Genomic DNA, 23,120 nt, shown 5'->3' on the forward strand with positions numbered 1-23,120 from the left:
GCGGAAGAGGCATCGCTGCTTTGGAAATTGTCTCATTTCAAAGCAGCTTGGCAAGAGCACCGAGCAGTTGTTCGCGCCAGTGCATTCACCTGTAAACCATACGCTCCTTTGGTAGGTGAATTTTAGCGCCCCCCTACGGGCGCTTTTTTATTAAGGGACTTCTTATGAACACTACTGTATCAGCGATCGCCGTGTTTTTGCTCTTTACATCACTAACAGCCAATGCCCAAAGCGGTATGGAGATCAATAAACGCATCGAGCGTACTGCTAGAGAGGCTACAGCGGATTATGCTCAACGCGTAAAAAAGCCCATGCCTCAACTAGAAGACTACGCCTATGGCATGGACCTGGACGTTGGTAAGTTGGTGTATGTATCACCCAGTGTGCGGTACTGCGGTAATGTAAGAAGCATGATGACCTACGAAGACTCGAAAGGCGAACTGCACATGGTTCGCTACCTGGTGAAGGGCGAGTGTGTTAATAGCCGTTAAGACTCATCAAGATGATCCCTGCGGCCACCGGATCATAGAAGCTCAATGCCGAACCGGCGCAGCAGTATGGCGAAGCCTCCGAAGCTGGCCATTGTGATGAGGATGCTGCTGATCAGTGTCGGCCAAAAGCCGAGCTTAGGTAGCAGCAATGGAAAAGCAATAAACATCGGTAGGGTCGGAAGCACGTACCAGAACGTGTACCAAGCATGGTTGGAGATCTTCTCCATGCTCTGGTTCTCTAAATAGAGCCAGACCAACGTCACGACCGTGACCAAGGGTAGGGCGGCGACCAAGCCGCCCAGCTTGTCGCTGCGTTTCGCCAGCTCTGACACGAGAATCACTATACCGGCAGTGAGTAGGTACTTCGTGATGATCCAGGCCATCGCTGAGCCTTCTGGAGGTTGTTGACGAGGGCAGGCGAAGCCATTCACCAACCCCCTTGAAGCGCTCCTGCCGTTTACGGCATCCCTCACCGCATTTTTTTTGCAACATCACCCTCAGCCAGGAGGGTGATGTGTTTGCATGGTGTTTACCGATCGGTCAGTGCGAGGGTGAGGGAACGCTCTCGTGGAAAGCTGCCCGCTCGATCTGGATGGTGCAGTGATGGATTTCGAATGCATCGCTGACAGCATCCACGACGGCCGCCAACACAGCATCCCCATCTGCAGAATCCCGAACCACTACGTGCGACGTCATCACGTTACTGCCACTGCTGACAGCCCACACGTGCAAGTCATGAACGTCCGTCACGCCATCTACTCCGAGGATGGTGGCCTCGATTGCCGTAACGTCGAGCCCCCTCGGGACACCCTCCATGAGGATCCCCAGGCTTTCGCGAAGCAACTGCCACGTCCGCGGCAGAACCCAAAGGCCGATCGCCACAGCGACAATCGTGTCGACCCAGGTCCAGCCGGTGAAGCGGATGATAAGTGCCGCGATGATTACGCCAAGCGAGCCGAGCATGTCGCTCCAAACTTCGAGGTAGGCTCCTTTGACGTTGAGGCTTTCGTTGCTCGCAGATGCCAGAAGGCGCATCGAAATTAGGTTGATGATCAGGCCGGCGATTGCGATCCACATCATCGCTCCGGTAGCGATCTCCGCCGGCATGAAGAAGCGCTGGTAGGCCTCATACAAGATGTACATCGCCACCAGGAAGAGCAGCACGGCGTTGAACGTCGAAGCCAGAATTTCCAGGCGCGCATAGCCGAAGGTTCTTTTCTGATCCGCCGGCCGCTTGGCTATCTGAAGTGCAATCAGTGAGATCGCCAAGGCGGCAGTATCTGTGAACATGTGAGATGCGTCCGACAGCAGCGCCAGGCTGCCGGTAATCCACGCACCGATCACTTCTGCAATCATGAAGCTGCCAGTCAAGCCGAGCGCCATGATTAGCTTCTTCTGATGCCCCTCGCGTACTGCAGCGCTGCCATGGTCATGATTTGAACCCACGTATTTCTCCTTGCGCAGGGTTGTGGTCTCGTTGGCCTTCCTGTCTACCTAGCCTTAGAGCGTCGCTTGGCCACAGTGACTGCAAAATCTTGCTCCTGCACTCAGCAGCGAGCCGCAGGCGGTGCAACCACTCGATAGCGGTGTTCCGCAGTTTAGACAAAAGCGTGCTGACGGATCGTTGGCCGTCCGGCACTGCCTGCAGCCCTGCAGATCTTTGATGGGGGCAGGAGTGGGAGGGCGCCCGCCGTCATACACCTGATTACCGCCGTCGCAGCCCTGCTGCCGGCCATGGCGATCATATTGCTCGGCCCCATGTCCCCCGCTGTGGTGCTTGCCTCCACCGTGGTTTCCACGGCCATGGTGCCCGCCCAGGATGTTTTTGAAAAAGCTCATGGTATTCGCCCCTCATTGATGGGTGACATATTAACGAGCAAAAGTTGAAAATAATATTCTGCTCGCGAGAAAGACTTGTAAGTTGAATTGAAAGTTCAAAATTAGCCTACGACAAAACGAAACCGTTTTGTTTGTGAAATTAAATTTATCTAGCTGAGCGGAGCATTGCTTTTGGTGGGTAGTATCCCCCTAATTTTGATCATAGCGTGATCAATGACAATCAAAACAGCAGTAATTGGATTTCTGTCAGCATTGTAATCCCGAGGTCATCGTGTCGTTATCAGGTCCCGGAAATAATGCGCTCAGCGAGATTCATTTCTCTTTTTATCCCTATGCCTCACACATACTAAGCGTCCCCAACGCCTAGGGGCCTAAGGCCTCTGACGCTCCGCACATTGCGCAATCGCTCAGCATCTGTCGACGGTTTGCCTTGTAGCTCCCGCTAACTCCATAGCTACCGCCATGGATAAGCAGCTTCCAGAGTTTGATAATGACACCTTCCAAATCCATTGTTCACACCCTGTTAAGCAAATGGATCTTTGCTATTCGCAATGCGCGGCAGAAAGGCATCAGTACTAATTTGCTAATCGGCCTGGTGACTTTTTGGTTACTGCTATTCGCGAACGCTGAGCTCTGGAACGTGCTCTGGAAGCTGGTATTCAAAACCGATGAAGTGAACTGGCAGCTAGCGGCTAGCCTCCCAGTCATAGTATTCGCATGGGTGTTTACCGTTCTGAGCTTGCTGTCATGGGGGCGGCTGGCCAAACCCATACTGTGCCTGGTACTGATCAGCGCGTCTTTTGCGAGTTACTTCATGAATGCCTACGGCATCGTGATCGATTACACAATGTTCACCAACGTTGTGGAGACCGACGTCGCTGAGGCAACCGAGCTGCTGAATTGGAAGCTCGGTCTTTGGGTCGCAATGGTTGGGGTGTTGCCCGTCTACCTGATTGCCCGGGTTCCCCTCCGGCGCAAGCCTTGGGCCAAAGCTTTGGTCAGCAGGTTCATTGCTCTGTCGCTCGCTCTGTTGACCTTATCTGGCATCGCGTTGAGTCAGTACCAGTCGTATGCCTCCTTGCTGCGCAACAATCGGGAGATCCGGCTGATTCTGGTACCTACCAACTTGTTTGCGGCTGGCCATGGGTACCTGAAGCGTCAGCTGGCCTCACCTAAAACGCTGACGGCCATTGGTACTGATGCGGTAGTTAATCGACAGGGTGCGGCTCGTAAACCCAGGCTGCTGGTACTGGCAGTAGGAGAGACCGCTCGCTCCGCCAACTTCTCCCTCAACGGCTACTCCCGTGAAACGAATCCGGAACTAGAAAAGCGAAATGTCATTAGCTTCACGAACGTGAGCTCCTGCGGTACCGCTACCGCGGTCTCGCTGCCATGCATGTTCCTGGACGTGGGTAAGGCCCAGTACAAAGATGGCTTGGCCAAGAGCCGAGAAGGGCTGCTCGACGTGCTTCAACGCGCTGGCATCAGTGTCATGTGGACTGACAACAACTCGGGGTGCAAAGGGGTCTGCGACAGGGTTCCCAACCACAAGGCTGCCTCTCACGCGGATTCCCAACTGTGCACCAGCGAGGAGTGTAAGGACGGGGTGCTGCTCACGGAGATGCAAGACTTCATCAAGCGCCAGGAAGGCGATGCTGTCCTGGTGCTCCACTACAAAGGCAGTCACGGCCCGGCCTACTACAAGCGCTACCCCTCGCAATTCAAGAAATTCGCACCGGTGTGCGAGACCAACGAGCTCGACAAATGTAAGCAGGAGGAGGTGGTCAATGCCTACGACAACTCAATCCTCTACACCGATTATGTGACTGCAAATCTCATCGATATCCTGGCGGCCAACACCAAGTTCGACACTGCGCTGATGTACGTTTCGGACCACGGCGAATCGCTGGGGGAGGGTGGGCTCTATCTACACGGGCTGCCTTACGCGATGGCTCCTGACGAGCAAACAAAGGTGCCGTTGGTACTTTGGATGTCTGACTCGCTCGCGAAGAGCGAAAAGGTCAACGTGGGTTGTTTGAAAGCTCAAACCACGTCACCGCTGAGCCACGACAACCTGTTCCACACCGTGCTCGGCATGATGAACGTCCAGACGTCTTCGTATCGCTCAGCGCTGGATTTCACTGCCCCTTGTAAGCCCTTTGTCGGAGGCTCTTATTCTGGCCTCTGAATGTTCGATGTGGACCGGATCATCGGCCAGGCGGTTCTGCACCAGCCTGCTTTGACAGCTGAGAGAAGCTGGACTAATTACATAGCTGCATTCAACAACCCAAGCGGAAAAGGAAGTTTTGCATGAGCATCAAGCCAGGCCCAAAGCGCACCAATGAAGATGGCACTCCGGACAAAAGGCAGCGAGTCACCCCTGAAAAGCAGAAGGACCATCCGGACCTGAAACCCCACAAGCACAAAAAGGGGGAGTAAGAAAAAAGCAGCTCTCGGGAGCTGCTTTTTTTTTGGGGCTGTGTGCAAACCCTCCCGACCGTCTCGCTGATCAATCGGACCGCGTCGTGAGTCTTCCGCTTGGCTTGATGGATTCTGAAGCTACCTCCGGATCGGTTATCCCTTCAGTGCGGACGACGAGACTGATATCCCAGAGCGTTGAGCTGATACTCGCTGACAGCCCGAAATTGTGATTCTGCGATTTGACGCAGGCGCTCAACCTCTTCGGCAGATGAGCCAGAAGCCTGCGCCTCGTGGTATTGCTTCATCGCATCCACTGCGTCGGTATACATGGGGTGGTCGGGGAGAAGAGCTGGTATCTTTTTCGTCATGTAGCGGCAGGTCCTCACTGGATAGTCGACGGTGGTTTACCTGCTTTGAGGAGCTGAAAATCAATGACCGCCTGATAGAGCGAATCTGCCAATAGGTGAAGACGCTGTACCTCAAGGTCTGGCAATCCAGCAGCCTCCGCTTCGTGGGCCTGTCGGATAGCTTCAAGCGCTTGCCTCATCAGTGGCTCACCAGCCTCGACCATTCCAATGAATGTGCGCTTCACAACATTTTGCTCCATTCAGCTGAAGATGAATTATAGGACACCGCGGCGTGGCAAGGCCCCGAGCAGCACAGGTGTTCGACGTCCGGCTGAACGAACCAATGAGGAGCGCGCTGGCCTGGGGAGTGGCCAGGGCGCGTGTCATAGCTACGTTGTAAACCACTTTTTTCACTGTAAACCACTGTGGTTTACAGTGAAAAAAAGTGGTTTACAGCAGGCCTCCTCAGGCCTGAGTCAGCTCCAGCAGATCGCCCAGTTCCTCCCGGGCCATCTTCACGATCGTTGCGGGGAGCTGGTTGACTGCTCATCTTTGATCCCCTGAGACACTATCCATCGGGCGCGTCACGGTATGCAATCTGAAGCCGTTCATCTAATCACACGTCTTCCTCTTGGCTTTTTCTTTGCCGCAGCTAGCACCCATTCTGGGGCGGATGACAGCAAGGCTTTGGGGGCGATACCGCCCAGAGACGAATTTTCTGATTGGAACCAAGCCGCCATAGACCACTCGTCCATGCGAGTCGAGAGAACGGACAATACGTCGCAAAGGCTGCTGATCGGTTGATAGCCGTTGCTACCGTCCAAAGCATAAGCGGGGAAGAAGTCGACCTTCCCAGGTCGAAGCGAGAAGATCTGACCATCAGCCAGTAGCTGGTCGGGGTCAACTCCACCCCCTGGGGTGGAGGTAGATGCGAGCTGAAGCCATTGCTTGCCTGATATCCAGTCTCCGCTTTGGAAGACCCTGGAGCGGATGAGCCCGGCTGAAACGCCACTCTTCAGGATGGATTGAGGCACCGACTCTGCGGGGAGAAAGCAGTCGATGATGAGATCTAGCGCTTCCTGGGGGTATTCATCCAGCCGCCACTCGAATAGATCGTTGTACATCTGCAGGCCACCAAGGTAAGCATCGATCGTCCGGTCTGAATTGGCTTCAATCGACAGGGTAGCAACCAAAGCGACCTTGCTTTTATTCAGGGCGGTTGAAGGCTCATGTCGGGTCTGGATGTGAGCAAAGGGAGTGGTCATATGCACCTCCCGCGATGGGGCTAGAGATAGCTGTAGGTCGGGTAGCTGAAATCCATTGGAGGTTTACTAGAGCGGTAGCAGCAGTATGCGGCACCCTGCGCTCTACGCTTGGTTTTCCGATCAAACGCGAGTGCTTTAGCTGGGATGTGCGGCCGTTACCGTGTTTACTGCAAGGGAGTCCCCGCTGCGGGGCTGAGGTGTGTCCAATGAGCAATTTGCAAAGAGCTGCTGAGGCTTTGCGCAGGTCCAAGAGGGTCGTTTTTTTCACGGGTGCTGGCATCTCTGCTGACAGCGGAATTCCGACCTTCCGCGACAAGCTGACAGGCCTCTGGGCGAAGCATGACCCTCAGCGTCTCGAAACAGCGGACGCCTTTCGCAAAAATCCAGCTCTCGTCTAGAGCTGGTATCTTTGGCGCCGGCAGCAGGTTGGCCAGGCCAAACCTAACTTGGCTCATCTATCTATTCCACGGATAGCTGATGCTGGCTGGAACGTATCTGTCGTTACCCAGAATATTGATGATCTGCATGAACGAGCCGGCTCCAGTTCGGTGATACACCTTCATGGCCGCTTGATGGACGTGAAATGCTTCGGATGCCACCGGCCAGCAGAGTTATCACCAGATCAACTGGCGGTTCCCCCGGCGGGACAGATGATCGAGCCTCCGCGGTGCACTCGATGCAACGGGAGGTTGCGCCCTGGGGTGGTCTGGTTCAGAGAGAATCTTCCAGAGGATGCGTGGCGTTCAGCAGTAAGGCTTGTGGAAGCCTGTGACTTGCTGATTTCGGTGGGTACATCTGGCGTAGTCATGCCGGCAGCCGGTATTCCAGATATGGCTCTGGCGGCCGGGGCAACCGTGATCCATGTGAACCTTGACGACGTGGGGATGGACGGGGCGGAAGAGATAATGCTCGTTGGGCCTGCAGGGGTGGTATTACCCGCTTTGCTTCAAGCCGCAGGAGTTGCAGGTCCGTTGCAGCTTGATGGTTTTACTTAAGGAGCCAAGCCAGCTCTCCAATCCGCAGATGCTGTGCACATTTTTTTGCACATATCTCACGCCACGATACCCCAGTAGATTCAGGCTTTTCGCAGCCTTTGCATAGGTGAGTCGCGATGGATTTCTACACATCTCAATGAGGAAACCTAAGCTCCGTTTTCCACGTATTCCTCCGCTACAGAACGCTTTTCTGCGGTGTGTCCCCTGACATTCGCTTTTCAGGGCGAGCTATGGGGGCCACTCAAGACGGCTATCTTTTGCCTGGCACCAATGAAAAGGCCCTCAATATTGAGGGCCTTAAATTCAATGCGGATCCGTCACGCGGGCATTTTTTGCAGCTGTCGAACTCGATCATGGACCACAAATTTAATGATTCCTTTGACATCGTTGGTGCAGTTTTCAAAGGCAAGGCGCGATACCACCTGGCGACCCTCCTTCAGAATCAGCGCCCCGATCAACTCGTCGACGAAGGACTGAGTGACATCGTTCCCAGCGAAATCTATGACAACGCTCTCACCACTGCTGAGCGAGCGTTCGATTTCGGTACGGTAGGGGATCGCTGAAGCTCGCATTCCGTACGTTCGGATAGAACTATCCCTACTTAATCGAATTTGAGTTTGCATGTCGTAACCCCTTGTATTGCATAATCCTTTTTTGCAGCCCGAGAGTTTCAGTTGACGCTGAATCTCCCATTTACCGCTCCTTGCATGATCGACTCTAGCCCTCGAGCTATCAAAAAGCCAGAGCTAGCGGAAATTCAGATCTAGGTCGAGATCGTCGTCAACCTGTCCTGCATCGTCCTTCGGCAGCAAGTCACTGATCGAAATGGTGGGCAGCAGCTCACGGGTACAGCTAAACGCGATCGATACACCATTCCACAGCGCATCATGCAGCTCCTGAGACTGCCGACGCTTTGTGTCATGTATGCCATTGCCGCTCACGATGATCAAACCACCGCCCGCCGCGTCTGCAATTTTTGCGGTAGTTGTTAACCCGATACCTTGGTTCTCGCTACCCAGGATCTGGGCCATCGCACCCCGGTTGCAGCTCACTCGCGGTTTGAGTGCCGCCTCGATCGCGTGCAAATGCGTGCGGTCATGAAGCTCAGGGTGATTCCTCAGTGTCGCGAGAAACCCACACCCATTATCGACGATGGCCATGCGTACAAGGTTCAATTTTGGATAAAACTGACAGGTCAGCCAAACGGCGGCGTCACCACGTCCCTCTCTGCGGGCGTGAGTAAGCGAGTTTTCCAATAGCTCCTTGAGCGAATACTCCAGAGGGCCCCGGTAGGAGTCAAACTCATTCCGTCCCGTGTGCTCGTCGACTGGGGCATCCGGGTCCGATTGAGTCAACCTTCCCGTAATAGCTCTAGCGAGGCGAGAGGCTGCAGCCTCTGCTTGATGGTGTTCGCTGATTTTGGTGATTTCCACCAACGAGGTGCTTCGGTCGTTTCGACGTCCTACCCCCGATAGATCTACACCCTCTACATCAATGTCCTTGAAAAAATCCATCCTGGCCAGGTAGGAGGTCAGGTCTCTGCTCAAAAACTGCATCGAAACTCGCTTCTGGACCAACTGGTTTTCAAACAACGCTCGCAGCGTGGCCATCCCTAACGGATCGATATACGAGAGGTTGCTAGCGTCTAAAACGATGTCACCAGGGCAGTTAATGATTTCTGCGCACACAGAAAACAGGTCATGGGGCGATCTTGAGCCAAGCCCCCAAGGAAGAACGATCGCGTTTTCAATATCGATGGCCTGCATGCAATTCCCTGGCAACGGAGCTAACCCTTTCGGATAGATATAGGGCTCGATAGTAGCCCATTGCCTGCCGGGTAAGCACTCACCTATTTTTTGACGAGTAGTGCCGGCATAGAATTGGCGCGCGGCAGTAGCGGCCTGTGGATGGTGGATCGCGCTCGCCTTGGGCTCAACACGCACGAAGAAAACACGGCCAACGCCCTGCCACGGGTCAGCCATTCAAGCAAAGATGGCCAGATCAAAGCCTTGTGCGAGAGCACTGGAGCAGGTTTGTGAGTCCGCCGAGCAGTTTCATCTCCGACGTCTGCTGTGGGCAAAGGCAAAGCTGGAAGGGGAACAGCGAAGAGTGACCCGATCAGCGCTGTACCGCACCGCATGTATCAGGTCTGGGGCTTGAGCTGTTAGATCGCATAAGGCTACCTTGGCCGGCAACTGGAGAACGAACTGCACCTCGTCTTCCAATGCGTTGGCGTGGAAGTAACTGAGGAAGTACTCGCTTTGACGGAACTGGTCAGAAGCGATCTCCTCCAGGCGTTACAGCCCACTGGGCAGGCCTTCCTGACAGGCCTGGTAGAAGGGGTCGAGCAAGTATAGGCCGTCCAGGCAGGAAAGCATGGACGGCGTTCCCCACCGGGAGCCGGCGTCGTACTCCTCCAGCGGCTTGGGCACTCCCTCGCCGGGGTACAAGGCAGCCAGCGCATTGTCGAAGGGCAACCACTGGTGCAGCAGCAGGATCAGCAACCTCCAGAAATGATCTATGCCATGACGCTACACCACAACAATAATCGACACGCTTACAGGAGCATTGATTGGCGTCACAGCTGTTCAAGGAGATGTTGTCTAGGCTGGACAATACGGCAGCGGCCGATATTTCCCACCCAGCTTGGGAGTTGATCATGACGGAGCCCATCGCCGTGGTACAGATCTGGCAATACCTTTTTGGCGGACTAAAGGCGGTATTGCACTGATCATGCTGGCCATATTTGGCCTGTTTTATGTGGCTCGTGCACTATGGCCACCTGTCACAGGCACTACAGTTATTTAATTTTGTTGCTCTGTCCGCTGACGCAACTCTTCGGGCACAACCATGGCGGGTATTCTCACCAGAAGGGTGAAAACTCGTCCAAACCGGACAACAAAGGGAACTACTTCATGCACACCGAATCGTGCCAGCATGACCATGACCATGACCATGACCATGACCACTCGCACCCGCATGAGCAACCGGATGGTAGTCAGCGCGATTTGGTATGCGGTATGACGGTGCCACCGGATAGTCGCTACTTCGAGCTATACGAGGGAAGGACATACCGCTTCTGCAGTGAAAAGTGCCTGACGAAATTCCGCGCAGCGCCTGTGCATTATCTTAGCCCTCCCCAGGACCAAGAACACGCGGGCCATCTCCACTCGGCTGCCCCGCAGCCAAGCAACGCGGCGGACGCCGAATACACTTGCCCGATGCATCCCCAAATCCGCCAGCGTGGGCCGGGCAGTTGCCCAATCTGTGGCATGGCCCTAGAGCCGGTAATACCGGAGCTTGAGGAAGACGAGAACCCGGAACTCAAGGACTTCTCCCGCCGCTTCTGGTGGACCTTGCCCCTGACGGTCATCGTGACCGTGTTGGCCATGACTGCCCACCAACTCCAATTGCTGCATGGTGCCACACAGAATTGGGTGGAGTTGATTCTGGCCACTCCCGTGACACTATGGGCTGGCTGGCCGTTTTTCGTGCGTGGGGTCGCATCGATTCGTAATCGCAGCCCGAATATGTGGACCCTGATAGGTTTGGGAACGGCTGCGGCGTACCTATACAGCGTTGCGGCCACAGTGTTCCCGCAGGTTTTCCCGACGACTTTCATGCAGGATGGCCGCATCGGTGTCTACTTCGAAGCGGCTGCAGTCATCATCTCATTAACGTTGCTCGGCCAAATGCTCGAGCTCAAGGCGCGCTCACAAACCTCCGCCGCCATCAAGTCGCTCCTGGGTCTTGCCCCCAAGACGGCCCGTCGCATCGGGGCCGATGGTCAGGAGGAAGATATTCCGCTCACCCACGTGCATACGGGCGACCACCTGCGCGTTCGCCCTGGCGAGAAGGTGCCGGTCGACGGGGTGGTCCTGGAAGGCGAAAGTGCTATCGATGAATCCATGCTGACAGGCGAGCCCGTGCCAGTGATGAAGAAAGCTGGGGATGCACTCATCGGTGCCACGCTGAATACCCACGGCAGCCTTGTGATGGCGGCGCAGAAGGTCGGCGCCGAGACAGTGCTCTCGCAAATCGTGCAGATGGTCGCGCGGGCTCAGCGCTCGAAAGCCCCGATGCAGCGGATGGCGGACACCGTGGCCGGCTATTTCGTCATGGGGGTGATTCTGGTCGCGCTGGTCACGCTCTTCGGCTGGGGGCTTTTCGGACCGGAGCCTGGCTGGGTCTTCGGCCTGATCAATGCGGTCGCGGTCCTGATCATTGCCTGCCCCTGCGCGCTCGGCCTAGCCACTCCCATGTCGATCATGGTCGCTACCGGGAAGGCTGCCAGCAGTGGCGTGCTCTTCCGAGACGCCAGTGCTATCGAGAACCTCTGCAAGATCGACACGCTGATCGTCGACAAGACCGGGACCCTCACCGAGGGCCGGCCAGTGTTTCATAGCGTGGTCGGTACCGGGCAGTTCATGCCACCCGAAGTCTTGCGCCTTGCCGCCAGCCTGGACCAAGGCAGCGAGCATCCGCTGGCACATGCGATTGTCGATCATGCGCGAGCGCATGGACACAGCTTGTCCAAGCCAGAGGCGTTTGAGTCGGGCTCTGGGATCGGTGTACGTGGCCAGGTGAACGGCAAACGGCTGCAGCTTGGCAACACGACCTTGATGGAAGAGGCTGGCCTCGACACCAGTCCGTTGCGAGACCGCGCCGAGCAGCTGCGTCTGGAAGGCATGAGTATCATGTACTTGGCCGTCGATGGCGTGCTCGCTGGCCTGCTAGCGGTGTCCGATCCGGTCAAACCCACCTCCAAGGAGGCGGTAACCCGGCTACAGGCAGAAGATGTGAAGGTCATCATGGCCACCGGCGACGGCCTGACTACGGCACGTGCGGTCGCGAAACAACTCGGCATCGAGGAAGTCCACGGAGAAGTGAAACCCGAGGACAAGGAGCAACTGGTGGCGCTCCTGCAGGGCGATAAGCGCCGGGTTGCCATGGCAGGAGATGGGATCAACGATGCCCCTGCGCTGGCCCGGGCTGATGTCGGGATCGCCATGGGAACTGGCACCGATGTTGCCATGAACAGCTCCCAGTTGACGCTGGTCAAGGGCGACCTGATGGGCATCCTGCGGGCCAGAACACTATCCGTGGCCACGGTGAAGAACATGCGTCAAAACTTGGGCTTCGCATTCTTCTACAACGCTATGGGCATACCGCTGGCGGCAGGTTTGTTCTACCCGCTTACCGGCCATCTATTGTCACCGATGATTGCGGCATTGGCCATGAGCGTAAGTTCGGCTTCCGTGGTATTCAACGCACTGCGGCTGAAGCGCGTAGTCACAGACTGAAATGGGCACACCGCAACCTATGAGAGGAAGTTCCGCCATCAGCGTTTCAACGCCTGATCCATATGACTGACTGTCTAGGGCTTTGGCCTTAGCGGGTATGTCCGCGAGTTCGGCGCCAATCTGGTCCTGATGGAGGACATCGGGCAACTGCGACGTCCGCCATCTTCTGCCAAGATCGTAAGGGACAATTGTGATGCAGCAGGGGCCGCCGCCAGAGGAGTTGGACAAGATTTCAGGGCGAAGATAAATCCTTTGACCGGGCCTTGACCTTGTCATCGTGTCAAGGTTGAAGCTGTAAATGCGGCGAGAAAAGCCGTACCAGCATGAGAGGCCCGCTATGTTCGTTTTGGAAGTTTCCGGTATGGGATGTGGCAGTTGTGTCAACAAGATCACCAAGGCCATCCAGGCTGCCGATGGCGACGCGAAGGTGATCGTTGATCGTGCTGCCGGTACAGTGAGTGTCCAAAGCAACATCGAGGCGGAACGCGTCGGTGCACTGGTCCAGGCGCTTGGTTACCCAACCAAAGTCAGTCGCTAAGTCTCGTTACCGCTCAGATGGCAAGCCGCCGTGCCATGTTTCATGGCGCGGTTTCTTCATATACAGCCTGATGTCGACTGACTCCGGGTCGGGATAGCCAGCAATACTCCCCAAGAAATGGACGGCCTTCGATCACCCAGTGCCGAGTCAAGCTGTGGACGTTGACGCTGATCAAGAAAATGCTTCGCGATTGGTGTTTATCTTGAGTAAATGTATAGGCCAGCCTGGCTCACATACCCCGGCCCCTCGTTGGAGCTCATTCACAATGATGACTGCCAAGCGGTTTAGTTCTATGGCCTTGGGGATATCCCTGCTCATCCCTCTGGGGCTGGTCATGGCAAACCCTACGGGTAACGTCTACACGGCCAATGAACGGTCCGCTTCCATTAGCCAGGTAAATCTTGCGACAGGTGATGTGAGCACGGTCGCCTTGCCGATCGCACCCCACAACCTACAGGTTTCGCCCGACGGCAGCTTGCTTCTGGTTGTTGGAGTGGCTGGACATGCGGGGCATTCGAGCGGTGAAAAGCCCGGTGGGCAGTTGCTGGTGTTCAGTACCAGCGCGCTGGACAGGCCACCGTTCAGCTTCCCGGCAGGCGATCACCCGGCTCATGTGGTCACCGACGTCACCGGGCTGCGAGCTTTTGTGACCGATTCCGCTGCCAACCAGGTGCGAGTATTTGACCTTGAGCAGCGAATCGAGTTGCCCGGTATTCCAACTGGGCGTTATCCCCATGGGCTGCGCTTGAGCCCTGATGGCCGGACACTCTATATCGCGAACATGAAGAGCGACAGCGTATCGCTTATCGATGTCGTCACACTCAAAGAAACCGCGCAGATTCCCGTGGGCAAAGGCCCTGTCCAGGTCGGCTTTGCCCCTGACGGTCGCCTGGCATTCGTCTCGCTCAGTGCGACAAATCAGCTTGGCATCATCGACACGGCCAGACGCAAGGTGATCAGCAAGGTTGATGTCGGCCGCACGCCAATCCAGATGATGGCCACCGTTGACGGTCGCCAGGTCTATGTCGCGAATCAGGGCAGTGGCCAGAATCCGGACGACCGAGTCTCCATCGTAGATCTCCAGACGCGTAGCAGCCTGGGCACCGTGACCACCGGCAAGGGTGCCCATGGTGTGGCCATCAGCAGCGACGGCGCTTATGTGTTTGTCAGCAATATTGAAGCGGGCACCGTATCTGTCATCGATACGAGCAGCCGAAAGGTCGTTGCTACCCATAAGGTTGGCGCCGGGCCAAACGGGATCAGCTTCGAGCCGCCGAGTGCCCAATAATAGCCCGTCGGTGTACAACCCGAGCACGACGCGAAAAATGAGCATTCACGCCGGCGCAGTAATTTGCTTGTCGTGCCAGGTGAGGCCTAGCGCCCAGACCAAGGCATCCGGCTTTAAAACAGTGCTAAGGAGATGATGATGAACAACGTTCGAAATTTACTGATCGGACTTTGTTTGGCCGCAGCGTCCGTGGGCGCCATGGCGCAAAACACCGATGAACACTCGACACATCACCCGGCCGATGCGCCAAGCGCGGCGGCTACCGAGAAGACGCCTTCTCAGCCAATGGACAAAGGGCAAATGGCGGCGATGGACCAGCAAATGAAGGCCATGCAAGCCATGCACGAAAAGATGGCTGCAGCCAAAACGCCGGAAGCCCGTCAGGCGTTGATGGCCGAGCATATGGCGCTGATGAAAAATGGCATGGCCATGATGAAGTCCATGGAGGGTGGCATGCCTGAAATGGGGGGCATGCATGGCGGCATGGGCGGGGATATGGCCGCCCGCCACCAGATGATGGAAAAGCGCATGGACATGATGGAGTCGATGATGCAGATGATGATGGACCGCATGCCATCTGCTGCATCGAAGTAACCCATCTCCTTTCCCAGGAGTCGCTATGAACCCTCACTTCGATGAAAACGGCTCACCACACAGTTTCTGGCGTTCACGCTATGCAATCGGCCTGGTGGTAATCGGTGGGATCGCCGTCTACTTCCTGCTCACCGAGCACCTTGCCCATGTCGTTGGAGCCCTGCCTTATCTGTTGTTGCTCGCCTGTCCGCTGATGCATGTCTTCATGCATCGAGGACATGGGGGACACCATCACCAGGGCCAGAGCAAACCGGCCCCCTCCGATAAGGCTGATATCCATAAGCCGGGAGATCCATCATGAATCATGGTGAAAGCGCGTATGGCCTCTGGTCGCTGGTTTTCATCAACTCCGCGATCTTCATCATGTTTGCCTTCAGTTTCTTCAAGCCGGCAACGGCGAGAGACTGGAGGAGCTTCGGTGCATTCTCGGCCTTCATCGTTGCCCTGTTTGTGGAAATGTATGGCTTCCCCCTGACGATCTATCTGTTGTCAGGCTGGTTGCAGGCCAGGTTCCCCAACCTCGATCTGCTTTCCCACGAATCCGGCCATCTGTGGTCGACGTTGCTCGGTGACCAGGGCAACCCACACTTCAGTGTTTTGCACATTGCCAGTTACCTATTCCTGGGTTTCGGCTTCTATTTGCTTTCTGCCGCCTGGAACGTGCTATATCACGCGCAACGCCGCCGTTCACTTGCAACGGTCGGGCCCTATGGCTGGATCAGACATCCGCAGTACGTGGCATTTGTGCTGATTCTTCTGGGCTTTCTCCTTCAGTGGCCGACGCTGCTGACGCTGGCAATGTTCCCGGTGTTGCTGGTGATGTACGGGCGTTTGGCGGTTTCCGAAGAGCGGGAAATGCACAAGCAGTTTGGCGCTGCCTACGAAGCTTATACCCGCGTTACGCCTAGGTTCGTTCCGCACCTGCGCGAAAGGTTGGGTGGGGGTCATAGAGGCTGAAGCGTAGGACGAAGGAGCTACATGCCAGGAGGGTTTCAGCGGCAGTGTTTCTAGCGGGAATAGGGTATCCAAAGTCTGTTTGCTCGGATAACACTCTGAGTTGTCGCGGGTTTTCTTGTCGACAAGCTCGGTGGAATCCTTGTTGGCGTTCGGATAACTCAGGCAGTTGGATGACTTTGCGATGCCCTGTCCGCTTTCGACCCATATAGATCGTGATGCACGAAGATCTCTGCTCAAACGTCAGCTACTACTCTGATCTGAATGCATCCCGGCTACAGAGCGCAAAGACCAACTAGCGTCCCGAGGCACAGAGCTGAAGGCGGCGCGGTCAGGAATTGCGGCAGCACTTTTTCCAAAGTTTGGCTAAATGACCCTGCCTATCAGCTCTAATAGGCAGGGTTAGAAGTCAATCCGTCACTGCTTGCGAATGCCTACGATCGTCGCTGTGCCCCCATTCATTCGGAAATCGAAGCTGACCTTGTCGCCTACCTTGAGTCCCTTGAGTTGCTGCTCGGTAGCGCTGAAGCCCATGGTCATTGCCGGCCATTTCAGGGCTGATACTGGTCCATGCGCCAAGGTAACTTTACCTGGTTCCAAAGCTTTGATGGTTCCCTCAGCCGATGCAGTCGGAGCCGCCTGGCTGCCTTGGGTCTCGTTGCCTTCCATGGGCATATTCTTCATATCCGTGCCATACATGTCTTGGGCCTGCACCGCCGCCGCAACGGCGAACACCAGGCCAGCGCTGATCAGTAGCTTCTTCATCGGGTTACTCCTGTTTGGGGGTTATCGTGTACAGCGAGTCCGCGGCGCCTGACGAGCCAGTAAGCCGCAGGGATTACAAATAGTGAGAGCAAAGGCGCGGTGAGCATGCCGCCGACCATGGGTACAGCGATCCGGCTCATGACTTCGCTGCCGGTACCGCTACTCCAGAGGATTGGCATCAAGCCTGCGACGATCACTGCTACGGTCATGGCTTTGGGGCGGATGCGCTGCACGGCCCCTTCGCGGATAGCATCCAGAAGCGCAGGTTGCCCCTGCGTACCGTTGCCGTTTCGTTCAGTCCAGGCATTGTTGAGGTAGATCAGCATGATGACTCCAAACTCTGCTGCGACCCCAGCCAAGGCGATAAAACCGACACCCGTGGCCACCGACAGGTTGTAGCCCATCATGTACAGCAGCCATACGCCGCCGGTTAGCGCAAATGGCAAGGTAGCCATGATCAGCAGCGCTTCACCGAGGCGGCCAAACGTGAGGTAGAGAAGGACGAAAATAATGGCCAGCGTCGCCGGTACTACCCATGCTAAGCGCGCATTGGCGCGCTCCAGGTATTCGAACTGCCCGGAATAGCTCAAGCTTATGCCAGGATCGAGCTTCACCTGCTGATCGACTAGCCGGCGCAGGTCGGCAACGACGGAGGACAGGTCCCGTCTCCGCACGTCGATATACACCCAGCCCGAGGGGCGCGCGTTTTCACTCTTGAGCATGGGTGGACCGTCCGCAATACGCACCCGTGCCACGGTTCCCAGTGTGATTCGCCCCCCTTGGCTGGTGTAAATCGGTAGCTGCCGCAGGGCATCAACAGAGTCACGCCACTCCCGTGGGTACCGAACACTGATGGGATATCGCGCCAGGCCTTCTACGGTTTCGCCGATGTTTTCGCCCCCAACGGCGCCGGCAACAATCGCTTGGACATCAGCAATGTTCAGGCCGTAACGCGCTGCGAATTGGCGGTCGATATCCAGATCGATGTAGCGTCCACCGGTTAATCGCTCGGCGAGGGCGGAAGTCACCCCTGGAACCGTTTTGGCCACCTTCTCGATAGCCAGAGTCACCCGGTCGATCTCATTCAAATTGCTGCCGGCAACCTTTACGCCGATCGGGCTTTTGATACCGGTTGCGAGCATGTCGATACGGTTTCGAATCGGTGGGATCCAGATATTGGTTAGCCCAGGTACCTGCACGGTACGGTCCAGCTCTTCGATCAGCTTCTCAGTGGTCATCCCTGCTCGCCACTGATCCTTCGGTTTAAGTCGGACAGTCGTCTCGAACATCTCCAGCGGGGCCGGGTCGGTCGCTGATTCAGCCCGGCCCGCTTTACCGAAGACACTGGCGACCTCCGGTACCGTTCGGATCAGCCGGTCCGTACGTTGCAAAAGCTCAGAGGCTTTCTGCGCCGAAAGACCTGGCAGGGCAGTCGGCATGTACAGCAAATCGCCTTCATCCAGTGGCGGCAAGAATTCGCCGCCGAGCTGGCTCAGGGGCCAGACACTGCTGAGCAAAATCAACAGTGCACCCGCCAACGTGAGCTTTGGCCGGCGTAGAACGATCTCCAATGCTGGGCGATAGAGCCGTATCAGGGTTCGATTGAGTGGGTTGCGCTCTTCTGCCGGTAAACGACCCCGAATCCAGTACCCCATCAGCACGGGTACCAGGGTAACCGAAAGGCCCGCTGCTGCTGCCATTGCATAAGTCTTGGTGAATGCGAGGGGCGCAAACAGCCTTCCCTCCTGAGCCTGCAAGGTGAATACCGGTATGAAGGACAGCGTAATGATCATGAGGCTGAAGAACAGCGCAGGCCCGACCTCGACTGCTGCCTCAGTCATCACTTTCCAATGATCTTCGCCACGCAACGACTTTCCAGGGTGCCACGTATGCCAAGCCTCAACCCGTTTGTGCGCGTTCTCAATCATCACCACAGCGGCGTCCACCATCGCACCGATTGCAATGGCTATGCCCCCAAGCGACATGATGTTGGCGTTGATGCCCTGGTGGCGCATGACGATCAGGGCAATGAGGACACCAACCGGAAGCGAGACGATGGCGACCAACGATGAGCGCAGATGCCAAAGAAATGCAGCGCACACCAGTGCGACCACGATGAACTCTTCAATCAGCTTCTGGCTCAGATTTTCCACAGCACGATCGATCAACTGGCTACGGTCGTAGGTAGTGACCAGCTCGACCCCGGCAGGCAGGCTTTTTTCCAGCGATTCAAGCTTGGATTTGACGTGAGCGATGGCATCTTTCGCATTCTTGCCACTGCGCAGAATTACTACGCCGCCCACCGCTTCGCCCTGTCCATCAAGCATCGCCGATGCCGCGACGTGCCTCAGGGCCCAGCTGTACAGTGGCTACATCGCCCAGTGTTACGGGTATACCCTTCGCAGCCAGGCGCAGGGGAATGGCTCGGAAATCATCGAGTGACTTCAGATAGCCGGAAGCCCTTACCATGAACTCAGCTTCGCCTTGTTCGAGCACGCCGCCACCGGTTTCCTGATTGGCCTTGGCGATGGCGTCCGAAACCTCAACTTGAGTGATTCCCAAGCTGGCCATGCGCAGCGGATCGAGCACTACCTGGTACTGCTTGACCATCCCGCCTATCGTCGCCACTTCGGCAACGTCCGGAAGAGTTTTCAACTCGAAGCGCAGGAACCAGTCCTGAAGGCTGCGCAGCTGTGCCAGGTCATGGGTACCACTGCGGTCCACCAGCGCATACTGGTAGATCCAGCCTACACCAGTGGCATCGGGTCCGAGCACTGGCTTAGCGGACGCCGGTAATCGAGACTGAACCTGGCTTAGGTATTCGAGCACCCTGGACCGCGCCCAATAGAGATCTGTGCCGTCCTCAAACAACACATATACGAAGCTGTCTCCAAATGCTGAAAAGCCCCGCACTGTCTTGGCTCCGGGTACGGAAAGCATTGTGGTGGTCAGGGGATATGTCACCTGATTTTCCACGATCTGCGGTGCCTGCCCTGGGTAGGAGGTGCGGATAATCACCTGCACATCTGACAGGTCAGGCAACGCGTCGATCGGCAAACTGCGCAGAGAGAAAACGCCCCAAGCTACGGCAAACAGTGTTGCCAGCAGGACCAGGACGCGGTTGCCAACCGACCAACGAATCAGGTTCGCGATCATGGCTGGTTCTCCTGCTGGGTTATTTGCTCGATGACCATGCCTTCATCGCGCTCGCGCACTCCAAACCGGATGCGTTCGCCAACCTTGAGTCCGGCAATCAAGCGGGGATCTGCCACAGGGAAAGTCATCGTCATACCAGGCATGCCCAGCGTCACGAACGGTCCATGAGCGATGGTCAGCTGATTACCTTCTATTTGAACGATGCGCCCATTGGCCTGATGTAGAGCCGGCTGTACAGGTTGCGCAAGTGGAGCATCGCCAGCAGTAACGGCCTCGATACCTTTCAAGCTCGCTTCGGAGTCCAGCAGAAACTGCCCGGACGCCACAACGCGCTGGCCCGCCTGAAGGCCTCGCAGCACGACCACCTGGCCAGCACTTTCCTGGCCGAGCACTACTTCCACCGGCCGGAATCGACCTCCGTCTTCTGACACCATTACGAGATCGCGTTTCCCCGTCCGAATGATCGCCTCGGCTGGCACCAGTAGGCTGTCATCCTGTTGCCCGGACGGATGGAGGGAAACCTGCGCGGTCATGCCTGGGCGCAACCGGCCGCCGGGGTTGGGCAGTTCTATACGAAGCCGCAAGGTGCGGCTTTGCAGATCCGCATCAGCCAGCAATGCGGTCAGCTTGCCGGGAACAGGTTCGCCTGGGAACGCTGCCAGATTCGCCTGCACTGCCTGTCCTTCCTGTAGGCCTTGGGCTTGCGCTTCAGGTACTGCGGCCTCAAGCCAGACGTTCGCGATACCATTGATCTTCGCCAACGTTGCACCCGGTGTCATTGTCATGCCTGGCCGCAATTCCAGAGCCTGAAGGACGCCTGCTGTTGGGGCCAAGAGCGTTACCGAATTCTGGACCCTTCCCGTACGGTCAATCCGGTTGATAAGATCGGCAGGCATACCCGCCAGCAGTAGTCGTTGCCGAGCTGCAGCGCGCAATTCATTGTCCCCAGATCGCTGAAGCGCCAGGTACTCTTCCTGCAAGCCCGCCCATTCAGGCGTCAACACATCTGCCAATGGGGCGCCCTTGGCAACCACGTCGCCTGTAGCGCGGCCATAGGTGCGTTCGACGTAGCCACCGGTACGAGCCTGCAGAACGCTAAAATCCCGCTCATCGAAGGTAAGCACGCCGCTCACCTGGAGGGTTCGAGCAAGCTGCCCTTTCGCTACGGTAGCCAGACGGACCCCCAGGTTTTGTTGGAGCCCCTGTGAAACTTGAACTGCGGGGCTCACCTCAGCAGCGGTGCTTTCCTGGTACTTCGGCACCAGTGGCATGTCCATGAAGGGCGACTTGCCCGGTGCTGGAAAGTGCTGCTGGGGGTACATCGGGTCATACCAATACAGCACCTTCTGTAGCGTTTCAGGGGAGGCAGTGGACACCTGCCCACGCTTTGCTAGCTGATAGCCAACGCCACCGCCGATAGCCAACGCGGCCAATACCACAAGGCTGATAGTTGAATTTCTCATGCGCGCACCTCTCCATACGCGAAGTGCAGCCGTGCAGCTGTCGCGGCCAACTGTCCTTGCAGATCGATGTCTTGCAGTCGTGTTTCAACCCGCTGACGTCGAGCGGTGAGAACCTCACTTAAGGGTGATTTACCGGCTCGATAGTCAGCAAGGGCGAGGCGGACTCGATCCTCCGCTAGCGGTAACAATGTTTCACGGCTGCGCTGCACTGCTCGCTGCAATCGCTGGTAATCCGCAAGATCTGTCTCCAGCTGCGCTTTATGCTCACGCAATGCCGCTTCCTGTTCGTCCTCCAGTTGCCGGACTTGTGCGCGACGTGCCGCGATCATCGGGTCCTGCCGTGAGCCAGCGAACAAGGGCAGTTGGAAACTTACCTGCAGGCTCACCATATTGCTGAATTCAGGCCCGCGCCGCTGGTAATCCACCTGCCACCCCCAGTCCGACTTCTTTTCTGCCAAGGCTTGGTGCACTTGAGCTTGTGCTTCCCGCGTAAGGGCGTTGTAGGTCGCCAATTCTGGATGTGCATGTATAGCGTGTAGATAGTCCGGCGCGCTCACTGGCCAGCGCGGAAATGCTTGAGCTTGCGGATCAGCATCCTCTCCAATCCATCGCTTGAGTGCAGCCCGTGCCTGAGCGGCCTGTGTGAGCAGAACATCTTTTTGCTCATCGAGTTGCGCAGCTTCCTGGTCAGGAGCAAGTGCGTCGGCCGTCGCGCCGGTACCGCCGGCCAGGCGTGCGCGGATTGCTGCGGCCAACAGACGGTTTTCTTTGTAGAAGTCCTCAAACTGCTGCAGTTTCCGTTGAACGGTGTACGCCGCGACCCAAGCTTGGGCTGTGGCAGCACGCACTTTTAAGCGCTCGAACACCGCCTCTGCATCGGCTCGCTCAACGCTCGCTCGTGCCGTCTCAACTCGTGCCTCCCGCTTGTCCCGGTTTGGTACTTCCTGGGAGAGGCCGACAACCTGCATCGTCATGAAATCGCGGTTCATGCTCCAACGATCACTGCCGTCAACAGGAAGGTTCTGCACTCCTAGGTTGAGACGTGGATCAGGCAGCTCGCCTGCTGGGATCACAGCGTGTCGAGCGGCCGTCATTTGCTCTTGCCTGGCCTGGAGGATGGGGGCATTGCGTTCGGCAAGTTGAAGCGCTTCCTCCAGAGACAACGGTGTAGCCTGAGCCGGTAACGTCGACAACAGGCTGATCAGAGCGGCCAGACATGCCATCCCTAATCGGTAACGTGGGGGAGTCATGGAAATGATTCCTCAAAAAATCAGCGCGCAAGCGCATGCCATCATCCGGCTGCAAAACAGGACGATGGGGTGAATTTAAGAGGTAATCAGGCGCGGGGTGGCCGCCAAGGGTCAGGAGGCGCCCTGTTTACGAGGCTCACCGCATAGGTATCTACTGGCCTAGGCGCAGAATAGGTGAGCGTGGGGTTAATTATTTCGACCTGAACTGTGCTCGCGGTTCTACACTCCTGGCCCACTTTGCAGGCTTTGGAGTGGTCGGCAGCTGATCCTGGATCAGTATCCTGGCAACAATCGTGATCCATCCCCGCCATCATCTCCATCCCCATGGTTTGCATGGGGCATGGTTCAATGGCTGAGTCGACTCCCGCCATGCCGTTGAGAGGAAGCGATGCGATTAGAAGCAGGATGGTGAACAGTCGTAGGAGCCGGTTCATGATGGCCGAGTATAGGT

21 protein-coding genes and 3 pseudogenes are annotated in these 23,120 nt (G+C 56.6%); 11 read left to right on the top strand and 13 right to left on the bottom strand.

Annotation, left to right across the window (positions count from 1 at the left end):
- Positions 1-164: 164 nt before the first annotated feature.
- Positions 165-491, top strand: a complete 327-nt coding sequence (locus ACGLHT_RS00675; protein ID WP_011953106.1) for a DUF2790 domain-containing protein — start codon at positions 165-167, stop codon at positions 489-491.
- Between the two features lie 32 nt (positions 492-523).
- Here ACGLHT_RS00675 and ACGLHT_RS00680 read toward each other — a convergent pair whose 3' ends face one another.
- From ACGLHT_RS00680 to ACGLHT_RS00690, 3 genes are all read right to left on the bottom strand, one after another.
- On the bottom strand, positions 524-874 hold the full coding sequence (locus ACGLHT_RS00680; protein ID WP_011953105.1) for a DUF3147 family protein: 351 nt from the start codon (positions 872-874) through the stop codon (positions 524-526).
- A 157-nt stretch (positions 875-1,031) separates the two neighbouring features.
- Positions 1,032-1,937 (bottom strand): cation diffusion facilitator family transporter, encoded by a 906-nt coding sequence (locus tag ACGLHT_RS00685; protein WP_010951438.1) that lies wholly within the window; start codon positions 1,935-1,937, stop codon positions 1,032-1,034.
- A 54-nt stretch (positions 1,938-1,991) separates the two neighbouring features.
- Entirely contained in the window at positions 1,992-2,330 is a 339-nt protein-coding gene (locus ACGLHT_RS00690) for a zinc ribbon domain-containing protein (protein WP_071890582.1), read from the bottom strand.
- 490 nt (positions 2,331-2,820) lie between these two features.
- Here ACGLHT_RS00690 and ACGLHT_RS00695 point away from each other — a divergent pair, with 490 nt between their 5' ends.
- Entirely contained in the window at positions 2,821-4,518 is a 1,698-nt protein-coding gene (locus ACGLHT_RS00695) for a phosphoethanolamine transferase (RefSeq protein WP_003298414.1), read from the top strand.
- A 122-nt stretch (positions 4,519-4,640) separates the two neighbouring features.
- Positions 4,641-4,769, top strand: coding sequence for a hypothetical protein (locus ACGLHT_RS00700; RefSeq protein WP_003253468.1), 129 nt, complete (start codon positions 4,641-4,643; stop codon positions 4,767-4,769).
- A gap of 143 nt (positions 4,770-4,912) precedes the next feature.
- On the opposite strand, the gene ACGLHT_RS00705 is transcribed toward ACGLHT_RS00700, so the two are convergent.
- The 3 genes from ACGLHT_RS00705 to ACGLHT_RS00715 all read right to left on the bottom strand — a co-directional run bounded on the left by ACGLHT_RS00705 (position 4,913) and on the right by ACGLHT_RS00715 (position 6,363).
- Positions 4,913-5,119: a hypothetical protein gene (locus tag ACGLHT_RS00705; protein ID WP_011953104.1), complete on the bottom strand. Its 207-nt coding sequence runs from the start codon at positions 5,117-5,119 to the stop codon at positions 4,913-4,915.
- 14 nt (positions 5,120-5,133) lie between these two features.
- Entirely contained in the window at positions 5,134-5,358 is a 225-nt protein-coding gene (locus tag ACGLHT_RS00710; RefSeq protein ID WP_011953103.1) for a hypothetical protein, read from the bottom strand.
- Between the two features lie 348 nt (positions 5,359-5,706).
- Positions 5,707-6,363, bottom strand: coding sequence for a hypothetical protein (locus tag ACGLHT_RS00715; RefSeq protein ID WP_012312014.1), 657 nt, complete (start codon positions 6,361-6,363; stop codon positions 5,707-5,709).
- A 206-nt stretch (positions 6,364-6,569) separates the two neighbouring features.
- Between ACGLHT_RS00715 and ACGLHT_RS00720 the strand changes: the two are divergent.
- Positions 6,570-7,358 (top strand): annotated as a pseudogene (locus ACGLHT_RS00720) (NAD-dependent deacetylase).
- 317 nt (positions 7,359-7,675) lie between these two features.
- Here the strand turns inward: ACGLHT_RS00720 and ACGLHT_RS00725 are convergent.
- From ACGLHT_RS00725 to ACGLHT_RS00735, 3 genes and pseudogenes are all read right to left on the bottom strand, one after another.
- Positions 7,676-7,981, bottom strand: a complete 306-nt coding sequence (locus ACGLHT_RS00725) for an STAS-like domain-containing protein (RefSeq protein WP_080516231.1) — start codon at positions 7,979-7,981, stop codon at positions 7,676-7,678.
- Between the two features lie 123 nt (positions 7,982-8,104).
- Positions 8,105-9,124 carry an ATP-binding protein gene (locus tag ACGLHT_RS00730; protein WP_015268415.1) on the bottom strand — a complete coding sequence of 340 codons (1,020 nt, stop codon included), beginning with the start codon at positions 9,122-9,124 and terminating at the stop codon, positions 8,105-8,107.
- A gap of 423 nt (positions 9,125-9,547) precedes the next feature.
- A pseudogene (locus ACGLHT_RS00735) lies at positions 9,548-9,883 on the bottom strand (helix-turn-helix transcriptional regulator); the annotation flags it as partial.
- 47 nt (positions 9,884-9,930) lie between these two features.
- Here ACGLHT_RS00735 and ACGLHT_RS00740 point away from each other — a divergent pair.
- The 7 genes from ACGLHT_RS00740 (at position 9,931) to ACGLHT_RS00770 (ending at position 16,038) form a co-directional block, all read left to right on the top strand.
- Complete coding sequence (locus tag ACGLHT_RS00740) at positions 9,931-10,089, top strand: hypothetical protein (RefSeq protein ID WP_015268414.1); 159 nt, start codon at positions 9,931-9,933, stop codon at positions 10,087-10,089.
- A gap of 43 nt (positions 10,090-10,132) precedes the next feature.
- Positions 10,133-12,661, top strand: a complete 2,529-nt coding sequence (locus ACGLHT_RS00745) for a heavy metal translocating P-type ATPase (protein WP_135192439.1) — start codon at positions 10,133-10,135, stop codon at positions 12,659-12,661.
- A 337-nt stretch (positions 12,662-12,998) separates the two neighbouring features.
- Entirely contained in the window at positions 12,999-13,199 is a 201-nt protein-coding gene (locus ACGLHT_RS00750; protein ID WP_004575963.1) for a heavy-metal-associated domain-containing protein, read from the top strand.
- A gap of 265 nt (positions 13,200-13,464) precedes the next feature.
- Complete coding sequence (locus tag ACGLHT_RS00755) at positions 13,465-14,487, top strand: cytochrome D1 domain-containing protein (RefSeq protein ID WP_011953096.1); 1,023 nt, start codon at positions 13,465-13,467, stop codon at positions 14,485-14,487.
- 138 nt (positions 14,488-14,625) lie between these two features.
- A complete protein-coding gene (locus ACGLHT_RS00760) occupies positions 14,626-15,081 on the top strand; it encodes a hypothetical protein (RefSeq protein ID WP_011953095.1) in 456 nt (151 codons plus the stop codon).
- 25 nt (positions 15,082-15,106) lie between these two features.
- Positions 15,107-15,382, top strand: a complete 276-nt coding sequence (locus tag ACGLHT_RS00765; RefSeq protein WP_011953094.1) for a DUF2933 domain-containing protein — start codon at positions 15,107-15,109, stop codon at positions 15,380-15,382.
- On the top strand, positions 15,379-16,038 hold the full coding sequence (locus ACGLHT_RS00770; RefSeq protein ID WP_011953093.1) for an isoprenylcysteine carboxylmethyltransferase family protein: 660 nt from the start codon (positions 15,379-15,381) through the stop codon (positions 16,036-16,038). The genes ACGLHT_RS00765 and ACGLHT_RS00770 overlap by 4 nt, the downstream gene beginning before the upstream one ends.
- Before the next feature lie 414 nt (positions 16,039-16,452).
- Here the strand turns inward: ACGLHT_RS00770 and ACGLHT_RS00775 are convergent, their stop codons facing one another.
- The 4 genes and pseudogenes from ACGLHT_RS00775 to ACGLHT_RS00790 all read right to left on the bottom strand — a co-directional run bounded on the left by ACGLHT_RS00775 (position 16,453) and on the right by ACGLHT_RS00790 (position 22,669).
- The gene (locus ACGLHT_RS00775) at positions 16,453-16,800 is read right to left on the bottom strand and encodes a copper-binding protein (RefSeq protein WP_011953092.1); all 348 of its coding nucleotides are present in this window, start codon (positions 16,798-16,800) and stop codon (positions 16,453-16,455) included.
- Positions 16,797-19,956 (bottom strand): annotated as a pseudogene (locus ACGLHT_RS00780) (efflux RND transporter permease subunit). Before ACGLHT_RS00780 ends, ACGLHT_RS00775 begins: the two are co-directional and overlap by 4 nt.
- Complete coding sequence (locus ACGLHT_RS00785) at positions 19,953-21,419, bottom strand: efflux RND transporter periplasmic adaptor subunit (RefSeq protein WP_011953090.1); 1,467 nt, start codon at positions 21,417-21,419, stop codon at positions 19,953-19,955. Before ACGLHT_RS00785 ends, ACGLHT_RS00780 begins: the two are co-directional and overlap by 4 nt.
- Entirely contained in the window at positions 21,416-22,669 is a 1,254-nt protein-coding gene (locus tag ACGLHT_RS00790; protein WP_011953089.1) for a TolC family protein, read from the bottom strand. Before ACGLHT_RS00790 ends, ACGLHT_RS00785 begins: the two co-directional genes overlap by 4 nt.
- Positions 22,670-23,120 lie beyond the last annotated feature (451 nt).

Source organism: Pseudomonas sp. PsB (genome assembly GCF_043658375.1).
GTDB lineage: Bacteria > Pseudomonadota > Gammaproteobacteria > Pseudomonadales > Pseudomonadaceae > Aquipseudomonas > Aquipseudomonas putida_Z.

Coding starts and splice junctions, on each gene's coding strand:
- ACGLHT_RS00675 (WP_011953106.1), top strand. CDS start 165: ATGAACACTACTGTATCAGCGATCGCCGTGTTTTTGCTCTTTACATCA.
- ACGLHT_RS00680 (WP_011953105.1), bottom strand. CDS start 874: ATGGCCTGGATCATCACGAAGTACCTACTCACTGCCGGTATAGTGATT.
- ACGLHT_RS00690 (WP_071890582.1), bottom strand. CDS start 2,330: ATGAGCTTTTTCAAAAACATCCTGGGCGGGCACCATGGCCGTGGAAAC.
- ACGLHT_RS00695 (WP_003298414.1), top strand. CDS start 2,821: ATGACACCTTCCAAATCCATTGTTCACACCCTGTTAAGCAAATGGATC.
- ACGLHT_RS00700 (WP_003253468.1), top strand. CDS start 4,641: ATGAGCATCAAGCCAGGCCCAAAGCGCACCAATGAAGATGGCACTCCG.
- ACGLHT_RS00705 (WP_011953104.1), bottom strand. CDS start 5,119: ATGACGAAAAAGATACCAGCTCTTCTCCCCGACCACCCCATGTATACC.
- ACGLHT_RS00710 (WP_011953103.1), bottom strand. CDS start 5,358: ATGGAGCAAAATGTTGTGAAGCGCACATTCATTGGAATGGTCGAGGCT.
- ACGLHT_RS00715 (WP_012312014.1), bottom strand. CDS start 6,363: ATGACCACTCCCTTTGCTCACATCCAGACCCGACATGAGCCTTCAACC.
- ACGLHT_RS00725 (WP_080516231.1), bottom strand. CDS start 7,981: ATGCAAACTCAAATTCGATTAAGTAGGGATAGTTCTATCCGAACGTAC.
- ACGLHT_RS00730 (WP_015268415.1), bottom strand. CDS start 9,124: ATGCAGGCCATCGATATTGAAAACGCGATCGTTCTTCCTTGGGGGCTT.
- ACGLHT_RS00745 (WP_135192439.1), top strand. CDS start 10,133: ATGGCCACCTGTCACAGGCACTACAGTTATTTAATTTTGTTGCTCTGT.
- ACGLHT_RS00750 (WP_004575963.1), top strand. CDS start 12,999: ATGTTCGTTTTGGAAGTTTCCGGTATGGGATGTGGCAGTTGTGTCAAC.
- ACGLHT_RS00755 (WP_011953096.1), top strand. CDS start 13,465: ATGATGACTGCCAAGCGGTTTAGTTCTATGGCCTTGGGGATATCCCTG.
- ACGLHT_RS00760 (WP_011953095.1), top strand. CDS start 14,626: ATGAACAACGTTCGAAATTTACTGATCGGACTTTGTTTGGCCGCAGCG.
- ACGLHT_RS00765 (WP_011953094.1), top strand. CDS start 15,107: ATGAACCCTCACTTCGATGAAAACGGCTCACCACACAGTTTCTGGCGT.
- ACGLHT_RS00770 (WP_011953093.1), top strand. CDS start 15,379: ATGAATCATGGTGAAAGCGCGTATGGCCTCTGGTCGCTGGTTTTCATC.
- ACGLHT_RS00775 (WP_011953092.1), bottom strand. CDS start 16,800: ATGAAGAAGCTACTGATCAGCGCTGGCCTGGTGTTCGCCGTTGCGGCG.
- ACGLHT_RS00785 (WP_011953090.1), bottom strand. CDS start 21,419: ATGAGAAATTCAACTATCAGCCTTGTGGTATTGGCCGCGTTGGCTATC.
- ACGLHT_RS00790 (WP_011953089.1), bottom strand. CDS start 22,669: ATGACTCCCCCACGTTACCGATTAGGGATGGCATGTCTGGCCGCTCTG.